Origin of the sequence: Clostridioides sp. ZZV15-6388 (genome assembly GCF_020657755.1) — a bacterium.
GTDB lineage: Bacteria > Bacillota > Clostridia > Peptostreptococcales > Peptostreptococcaceae > Clostridioides.
Genome location: NZ_JAGWCU010000038.1, coordinates 24728 through 33727 on the forward strand (window position 1 = coordinate 24728; position 9000 = coordinate 33727).

Here is a 9000-nt window from a genome sequence, read left to right on the forward strand (position 1 = left end):
AACTATAGGCTCTATTTATTTAGATATTCATTAATCATATCTATTATATAAGCAATTTCCTCATCTGGTATCGAAATATTAAAGTAAGCTTCAGTTGTTTTAAACGCTTCTCGTATTAATTCATATAATTTATAATTTTTACCAATTAACTCAGTAATGTTATTATATGGAAAAGTTGTATTTTTAAAACATCTTTCTATCATAAAAGAGCAGTGTAGTATATATCCAAGTTTAAATTTACTCTTAAGGTCTTCGTCTATTAATTCTATTATTGAAAATAATGATGAATTAACATAGTTGAATAATTTAACTGAGTCCAATAATTCTAAGTTCTGAGACATGAAGTTTATTATTAAGCTGTTATATGATAGATTTGTTTCCTTTATATTAGTGATAATATTGGTGTTGAATGTACCTTCTATTATCTTGTTTAACATATCAAGGCCATATCCATTTAGAAGTTCTTCTATGTGTATAAATGGAGTGTTAGCAACATTAAAGTCTACACTACCAACAACTGCTAAAATTTTAGTATTACTAAATTTATTCCTATAAATTTTAAAACTCTCTATATTATGAGGAACTAAGTTAATATTGTACTTATTGATATTTTTTAGCGAAGAATTTATAAAGTCTGCAACTTTCATAGCTGAACCATAACCTGTTATACAAGTAGTTATTATAGCATAATCTCTCGATTTTTCAGGATAATTTATTTCTGATGAGTCAATTGCAGCTCGTCCAATATATGGATTTAAAGAACTTAAAGAGTTAGCTAACTCATCTAAGGTCATTTCTGGTAGAGTACTTTTTCTTACTGCTTCCAAAACTATTGGAGTAGACACCATTTCAATAGAGCGTGTTTTAATCTTTGTTTTTTCTGAAATAAGTTCTCCAAAAGCTATAAGAGAGCCCATGTCTGTTAAAAGGAGTACCCCCTTACCTTCATCACATTCTTTTACCAATTCTATAGCTTTGTCAAGTATAGTACTTACTTTCACATCCAAAGGCATATCAATTGCATTACAATGGTTTGTACCAAGTAGTGAATTGGCTACATCACACATACTGCTAGCTGTTGAATTTCCATGAGCAAGTATTATAACTCCAATACTTTCAGAGTGATTATTAGGTTCAAGGTATGTACTATTTAGAAACATAGATATAAATTTCACTTCATCTTTAGGTAAAGATATCTGTAGGTCGTTTTCAATTATACTTAAAACTATTTTAGCTATATTTAAATCTTTCTCTAAGAAAATTTTATCATTATATAGATTGTACTTAGGATTATATGTATCCTGGTTTATATTTTCTATAAGAGCACTTATATGCATTGAAAGAGCAACATAAGTTTGTTTTGTATATTTATTTCGAGAGATTTTTTCAGCCTCTTTTAAAGAGTGTTCAACAGCATAGTAAATCTTTGGGTTGATTACTTTAAAAATCTCATTACTTGTATAATCAGAATGAGTTACTGAGGATACTGAAAGTAATTTTGTAGAGTATTTCTCCATGTAATTTATAAACATACTCCTTATATCATTTTCTAGATAAGGAATCTCTGTAGAGTATCTAAATCCATCGTTTGATGTATCTATATTGTATTTAGATAGTTCTTTTGTATATTCAACCTCTAAGTTGTTACCATTGAATTCATAAAAAAGCATATAATCAAGTTCTGATAATTTATTTAAATTACTACGATTTTCATTCAACTTTAAAAGACCAGTGTAAATATAGTCAGGAACAAGAGATAAGTCTATTTCTATGTTGTCTTTTAGTTCAGTCTTATAATTTAAAAATGCTCTTGCACTCATAAGTTGTATATCAGACTTAAGTTGACCTATATTACCAAAACAATCATAAAGTAGTAATGATTTAATTACGTCTTTATGAACTCTTATAGTTGCATTAGTATATTTAGATTCTACAATAAAGAAATATTTAATGAGAGATAATCTTTCTTTTAAGGACCTATCCTGTAAAGCAGGTAGGTTAATTGTAACAGGAATTCTTCTTAGAAAAGTTCCAAGTAAGGAAGACTGTATGTCTTCTGTTGTAGCACACACAATAAAGACTGTAGCTCTATGTACGACATCAGATTCTCCTAATCGTCTGTATATACCTTTATCCATCAAAAGAAAAAGCATCTCTTGACCTTCTGGGGGTAATCTGTGTATTTCATCCAAAAACAATATACCACCATTAGCCTGTGCAACTATCCCAAATTTATCTTTATTAGCACCAGTAAAAGAACCTTTAACATAACCAAATAAATTACTAAGAAGTAAGTTAGCATTTTCTGCATATTCAGCACAGTTAAATACTACAAATTTACTTTCAGAAGAAAATACTTTGCTTTCTATAGCATATTTGTACATTGTTTCAGCAAAGGTACTCTTTCCAACACCAGTAGGCCCTATAAGTAATGTATTAAGACCTTTTGGAGGGTAAAGTATGGCAGATTTAGCTTTTTCTATAGCTAATTTAAGGCTAGAATCATGTCCAAGTAATGTTGAGAAGACATCTTCTGAATCATTTTTAGTTGATTTAAATAGTTCATTACAATTGCTTATAGAATATTCCGAGCTATTTAAGGTACGACCAATCAAATTTTCAATAATACCAGCATGTAAAAATAAAATAGGTTTACCAGATATTTTTACAACTTTCTTTTCATTGTATAGATTATTTAATTCTTTACTAGTATTACTTCTATCAAGAGATGAATTGTTAGCAACTTCAAGAGTAGTAAATCCTGTTTTCTCTGATTGTAGGTCTTTTAAAGTTATATCATTACATAACTTATGTAGTGATAATAAAACCTTATCTTTTCTTAACATATAGTACCCCCTTTCTTTATATTTAAGTTATATTAAATATATTATAATATATATTTAATATTAAAATAAGGTTTATAGTGGATATTTTGTATTTTACTTTTTAATATGTTGTTTTGTGTAGTAGTTGGTGTTAAAATAATAGTTGCATTATATGAGATATGGATTTTTATGGATTTACATAAGGTATTATGTTGTTATATTAGATAAGTATAAATTTTGTAATGTATGTAGCACTTTTATCTAATGTTCATATAAATATATAAAAACTAATTACTTAAATATATATAAATTAATTATTAGGTTATGAGAAATTTAAAAGTGTACAGATTTAAAATTATAGTTATTGTAAATCGTCAATTGTAGTAGGTTTTAGAGTATTTAATGAAGAATTGGTAAAATGAAGAGTAAGTGGAGAGGGAATTTTTTATTGAAACAAAAATAATGAAAAGAAAAATAAGCTTGTAAAATTTAAAGAGGTTGTATATCAATGGTTGAAAGTGTCTATGAAATATTAATTCAGCCATTTTATGGTGTAAATAACTTTATAATTTATTTTTGACAAGCATAAAAAACAAATTTTTTCATAAAATCTAAATATTGGATATTAATTATTTAAAATAGTTTTAAATAATTAATATATTGTAATAAAATATGAATAATATTATAAAAGAATGGGAGATATGTTTTGTGGATATAGATAGAATTTTAAACTTTTCCTCAAATGCAGGTAAAGCTATGTTGCAAAGTGGAGGAGAAACTTATAGAGTTGAAGAAACGATAAGTAGAATATGCCAATCTTTTGGTATAGAGCATGTAGATGTATTTGCAACTCCAACGGCTGTAATGGCATCTGTTTTTGTAGATGGAAAACTACATTCAGCAATTAAAAGAATAAGTTCAAGAAGGGTAGACCTAAACTTAGTTCATGAAGTTAACTCATTATCAAGAGCAATCAGTATAAATAATTTAGATATTGAGTTATGTGAGAGGATTTTAGATGAGATAAGTGAAGATAATTATTATTCAGATATAGTAACAATAATTTTTGCAGGTATTGCAGCATCAACTTTTTCTATATTATTTGGAGGAGATTTAAAAGAATTTATAGCTGCGTTTATGGTGGGAATAATGACTAAATTTGTTATTATGTACCTAAATAAGTCCTCACTAAACGATTTTTTTGTAAATGCGATAGGAGCAGTTGTTATAGCTTTTTGTTCTATTGTGATTCTAAAACTTGGATTTATAAAGACTATGGACCATTTAATAGCAGGAGCAATAATGCTTTTGGTTCCAGGACTTGCTTTAACTAATGCGTTAAGAGACTTGTTAGATGGTCAATTGATATCTGGTCTTGCAAAGTTGGCAGAAGTATTTTTTGTAGGTGTATCCATAGCAGTAGGAATGTTTTTGGTACTAGGATTATACTTCAAGTTAGGGGGTATATAAATGAAATTGTTTATAGAAGTAGTAGCAGCTTTTTTTACAGCCTTAAGTTTTGGAGTCTTATTTAATATGAAGGGAAAAAACTTGATAATATCAGGTGTAGGTGGAAGTATAGCTTGGTTTTCGTATAAGTTTTGTTTGAATATGGGTGTATCAGTAAACCTGTGTTTTTTTATAGCTACAGTATGTTTTGCAATATACTGTGAATTATGTGCTAGGATTTATATGACTCCATCGACAACCTTAAGTGTTTGTTGTCTCATAATCTTAGTACCAGGTTATGGAATATATAACACTATGTATTCTGTTTTAACTAATGATTATATTAAGGCAGTAGAGTATGGGGTAAGTACATTATCTTGTGCAGGTTCGATTGCATTGGGGTTAGTATTTATAACTACAGTATTTAGAAGAGTTAATCTGTATGGAATAGTTTCGAAGATAAAAGATAATGAAAAATATAAGAAGAGCATAAATAAAATTAAACCACAGAAATAGAAAAAATTGACTTTTATACCAAAGGATGATAATATAATAACATAAAATAGAATAAGAATATCTTTTATTAAATTAGATATTCTTATTGTTATAATATCAGTCACGGTTTTTTATTTCAACAAACCGACAACTTGAATCACAGATGTAAGTTTTAGAACTTGTTTTGTATTAACAAATTTGTATTAATGTAGAAACATTAATTCTAAATTAAAAAGGGGGAAAATCAAAATGGAGAAGCTGTCAGATAAGAGGAGAGTCAAGGCAGTAAGTATGGAAACTTTCGTATTTATTGTACTTTTGGCGGTAGGATTTGGCTATGTAGGCAGTATCATGGGTGCAGGAATGATGTTCAAAGTAATAATGAGCACGGCACATGCACTTTTACTAGACACAGTATTTTTGATAATGGCAATGGCAGTCCTTGCAGGTGCACTTAGTGCATTACTTTCAGAATTTGGAGTAATATCTTTAGTAAATAAGATATTTAAGGGCCTTATGAGACCTATATGGGGGTTACCTGGTGCTAGTATAGCAGGAGTAGTGGCAACTTATTTATCTGATAACCCAGCTATTATACCATTCGCTAAAGACAAAACATTTACACAATACTTTAAAAAATATCAAGTGCCTGCTTTATGTAACTTAGGAACAGCTTTTGGTATGGGACTTATTGTAACAACTTTCATGATAGCTCAAGGTAAAGAATATGTATTACCAGCTATAATTGGTAACGTTGGAGCAATAATAGGTAGTATTATTAGTGTTAGAATTATGTTGACTTTTACTAAAAAGTATTATAATTATGACCCTAAAAGTGATAATGACAAACAAGCAAGTGTAAACAGTGCAAAGATTGAAGAGTTTAGAGAAATAAGAGATGGTAATGTATTCCAAAGAACATTGGATGCTATACTTGAAGGTGGTAAGCTAGGTGTTGAAATGGGTATGGCTATAATACCAGGAGTTTTAGTAGTTTGTACATTAGTTATGTTATTAACTTTTGGACCATCTACAGACCCTGCTACAGGTCAAGCTGTTTACACAGGAGCTGCATATGAAGGTATAAAATTATTACCTGCTATTGGTGACAAAATCAGTTTTATAATAGAACCATTATTTGGATTTACTTCACCAGAAGCAATAGCATTCCCTGTAACTGCATTAGGTGCTGTTGGAGCAGCAATATCTCTAGTACCAGAATTCATAAAATCAGGTGCTATAACTCCTAATGATATAGCAGTATTTACAGCAATGGGTATGTGTTGGAGTGGATATTTAAGTACACACATTGGTATGATGGATGCTTTAGATGCAAGACCATTAGCTGGTAAAGCGATTCTTTCGCATACAATAGGTGGTTTATGTGCAGGTGTATGTGCCCACTTTATATTTATGCTTGTCGGATAGGAATGTTTTAAAAATCAAATATTAAGATATTATAATTTATTAGATTGAATTGAACTAACAATTTAAATATGTAAAAATTAAATTAGTGATTTAAATATATAAAGGTGCTGTTTTGAAATAGAGATTTATTTTCATTTTAAGACAGCACCTTTTAGTAATTTGAAGGTATTAATTAAATGTATTGATTGAATTTATTATGATAAAATTGTATTATATACATTAGAGTCAATTTAAACAGTAACAATAAGGAGGAATTGTAGTAAATGAAAAAAGAACGACTACATCATGAGGACTTAAAAGAGTATGATTATGATGAAGATGACTATCTCAGTAAGAAAATAATTATTAAGGACTTTATAAAAACTATATTGGTTATGATAATTGCTACTGGAATATCAGTAGCTTTTAAAAAAGTAGGTTTTAATGAATCTAATATTATTTTAGTGTATATATTAGGTGTATTATTTGCTACAAGTATAACACATGGGTATTTTTTTGGAATACTTTCTTCAGTAATAGGAGTGCTATCATTTAATTTTTTCTTTACACACCCATTATATACTTTTATAGCTTATAGAAAAGATTATCCAATGACCTTTTGTATTATGCTTTTGGCAGCAATTATAACAAGTACTTTAACTTCTAGAATAAAAAAAGAAGTAAGACTTTCTCATAAAAGAGAGAAAATGATAAGGTTGCTTTATGAAAATAATAAAACACTTCTTAAAGCAAAAAATAAAAATCAAATAATTGAATTTTGTGGGTCTAATTTGGTAAACATGTTAAATAGAACTGTTATAGTAACTATTGCAGATAGTGATAATAATCTAGGTAAGCCAAGTATTTATATTTGTAATAATGACGGAAGTGAGAATATATTCTATTCAGTATTAGAAAAGGAAGCTATAAAAGAGGCTTTTAGAACAGGTGTGCCAGTTGGGATTGGAACAAAATATTGTAAAAATAGTAGTGCTTACTATTTTCCTATAAAAGGTCAAGAATCCAATGTTCTTGGTGTTATAGGTATTGCATGTTTTAAAATTGATATTATTACGGAAAATGAAAAGATATTGTTAGAAGCAGTTTCAACACAAGTTGCATTAGCAATTGATAGAGAAAATCTATTTGAAAAGAATAAAAAAGCTAATCTTGAAACAGAACGAGAGAGATTAAGAGGAAACTTGCTTAGATCAATTTCTCATGATTTGAGAACTCCACTTACAAGTATACTAGGTTCTTCTTCAACTATACTTGAAAATGATGATGTAATAGATAAAGAAACTAGAGTAGAGCTACTAAAAAATATATATGAAGATACAAGTTGGTTGACTCACTCTGTTGAGAATATACTTAGTATGACCAGAATAGATGAAGGAAAATTGGATATTGAAAAACGTCCAGAGGTTGTAGATGAAATAATTGCGGAATCTATATTAAGAGTTAAAAAATTTGCCAATAGTAGAGAGATACAAACCAATATACCAGATGAAATAATAATAGTTCATGTGGATGTATTATTGATAGAGCAAGTTTTAGTAAACTTAATTGACAATGCTATAAGACATACACCTAAAAATTCTAAGATAGAATTAACTGTAAGTAAAGAAGCTGAAAATGTATTATTTGAAGTGGCAGACAACGGAAAAGGAATACCAAGTGAAGATATTAAGAATATATTTAATAGATTTTATACAAAGAATAAAGCAAGAAATCTTGAAAGAAGAGGGATTGGTCTTGGTTTAGAAATATGTAAGTCTATAGTACAAGCTCATGGTGGAGAAATTATTGCTTTTAATAATCCTTCTGGAGGAGCCACATTTAGATTTAGTATACCTTTAGATAAAGGGGAGGTGAAAGACGAATGGAAGTAAAACCGTTGGTTTTAATTGTGGAAGACGATAGACCAATTTGTAAATTTATAAAAGTGTCTCTGGAAACTCAAAACTATAGATGTGTAGAAACTGACAATGGAGGCACAGCTATATCACTTATACATTCTCTTGACCCAGATTTAATAATTTTAGATTTAGGTTTACCAGATATTGATGGAATTGAGGTAATAGGTAGAGTTAGGGCTTGTGCTAAAAATAATAAAATAATTGTTGTTTCGGCAAGAGAACATGAGAGAGATAAAGTTGAGGCTTTAGATGGTGGAGCAGATGATTATTTGACGAAACCTTTTAGTGTAACAGAACTTTTGGCTAGAGTGCGTGTGGCCCTTAGAAATAAAGTTCAACAAGGTAAGATAAATAGTGATATTCCTACAACCTTTGAGGTTAAAAATCTAAAGATAGATTATGAAAAGCATGCTGTATCTATTAATGGTGAGGAGATACACTTAACTCCAATTGAATATAAACTTGTTGAATTAATGTCTAAGTATTCAGGGAGAGTTTTAACACATAAATTTATAATAGATAAGGTTTGGGGTAATTACTATGAAAGCGAAAACCAATCTCTTAGAGTTTTTATGGCAAGTATAAGACGAAAAATTGAAAAAAATCCTGCTCAACCAGAGTATATTTTGACTGAAGTAGGAGTAGGATATCGTATGACAGATGAATAAGTATCAAATTAAAAGTATTAGTTAATCTATACTAGTAGTAGTATTTTAACTAAATATAAATAGCCATGTGTTCTATAATAAGTAGGAGGAAAGACAGCCTATTAATATTATACTTGCATGGCTATTTTTAATACAAAAACTGTGTTTTTATAAAGACTATATTTTTATTTAAATAAAATATATTTTTAATTGAAGCTTTAGTTAATGTGATATTTCTTTTTTATAAATATTTTATAC

The 9000-nt window shown here is 28.7% G+C and carries 6 protein-coding genes; 5 read left to right on the forward strand and 1 reads right to left on the reverse strand.

Annotation, left to right across the window (positions count from 1 at the left end; all coding sequences use genetic code 11):
* Nucleotides 1-11: 11 nt before the first annotated feature.
* Nucleotides 12-2846: a sigma-54-dependent transcriptional regulator gene (locus KGF48_RS17175; protein ID WP_227841192.1), complete on the reverse strand. Its 2835-nt coding sequence runs from the start codon at nucleotides 2844-2846 to the stop codon at nucleotides 12-14.
* A gap of 687 nt (nucleotides 2847-3533) precedes the next feature.
* Between KGF48_RS17175 and KGF48_RS17180 the strand changes: the two genes are divergently transcribed.
* The 5 genes from KGF48_RS17180 (at nucleotide 3534) to KGF48_RS17200 (ending at nucleotide 8763) form a co-directional block, all read left to right on the forward strand.
* Entirely contained in the window at nucleotides 3534-4295 is a 762-nt protein-coding gene (locus KGF48_RS17180; RefSeq protein WP_227868312.1) for a threonine/serine exporter family protein, read from the forward strand.
* The gene (locus KGF48_RS17185; protein WP_227841194.1) at nucleotides 4296-4790 is read left to right on the forward strand and encodes a threonine/serine exporter family protein; all 495 of its coding nucleotides are present in this window, start codon (nucleotides 4296-4298) and stop codon (nucleotides 4788-4790) included. It begins immediately after the preceding gene.
* A gap of 228 nt (nucleotides 4791-5018) precedes the next feature.
* Entirely contained in the window at nucleotides 5019-6197 is a 1179-nt protein-coding gene (locus KGF48_RS17190) for a hypothetical protein (protein ID WP_227841195.1), read from the forward strand.
* A 263-nt stretch (nucleotides 6198-6460) separates the two neighbouring features.
* Nucleotides 6461-8068, forward strand: coding sequence for an ATP-binding protein (locus KGF48_RS17195; protein ID WP_227841196.1), 1608 nt, complete (start codon nucleotides 6461-6463; stop codon nucleotides 8066-8068).
* On the forward strand, nucleotides 8059-8763 hold the full coding sequence (locus KGF48_RS17200; RefSeq protein WP_227841197.1) for a response regulator transcription factor: 705 nt from the start codon (nucleotides 8059-8061) through the stop codon (nucleotides 8761-8763). The genes KGF48_RS17195 and KGF48_RS17200 overlap by 10 nt, the downstream gene beginning before the upstream one ends.
* Nucleotides 8764-9000 lie beyond the last annotated feature (237 nt).

What these genes read in the sequence shown, in the direction of transcription:
- KGF48_RS17175 (WP_227841192.1), bottom strand. Translation starts at nt 2,846, where the DNA reads ATGTTAAGAAAAGATAAGGTTTTATTATCACTACATAAGTTATGTAAT.
- KGF48_RS17185 (WP_227841194.1), top strand. Translation starts at nt 4,296, where the DNA reads ATGAAATTGTTTATAGAAGTAGTAGCAGCTTTTTTTACAGCCTTAAGT.
- KGF48_RS17190 (WP_227841195.1), top strand. Translation starts at nt 5,019, where the DNA reads ATGGAGAAGCTGTCAGATAAGAGGAGAGTCAAGGCAGTAAGTATGGAA.
- KGF48_RS17195 (WP_227841196.1), top strand. Translation starts at nt 6,461, where the DNA reads ATGAAAAAAGAACGACTACATCATGAGGACTTAAAAGAGTATGATTAT.
- KGF48_RS17200 (WP_227841197.1), top strand. Translation starts at nt 8,059, where the DNA reads ATGGAAGTAAAACCGTTGGTTTTAATTGTGGAAGACGATAGACCAATT.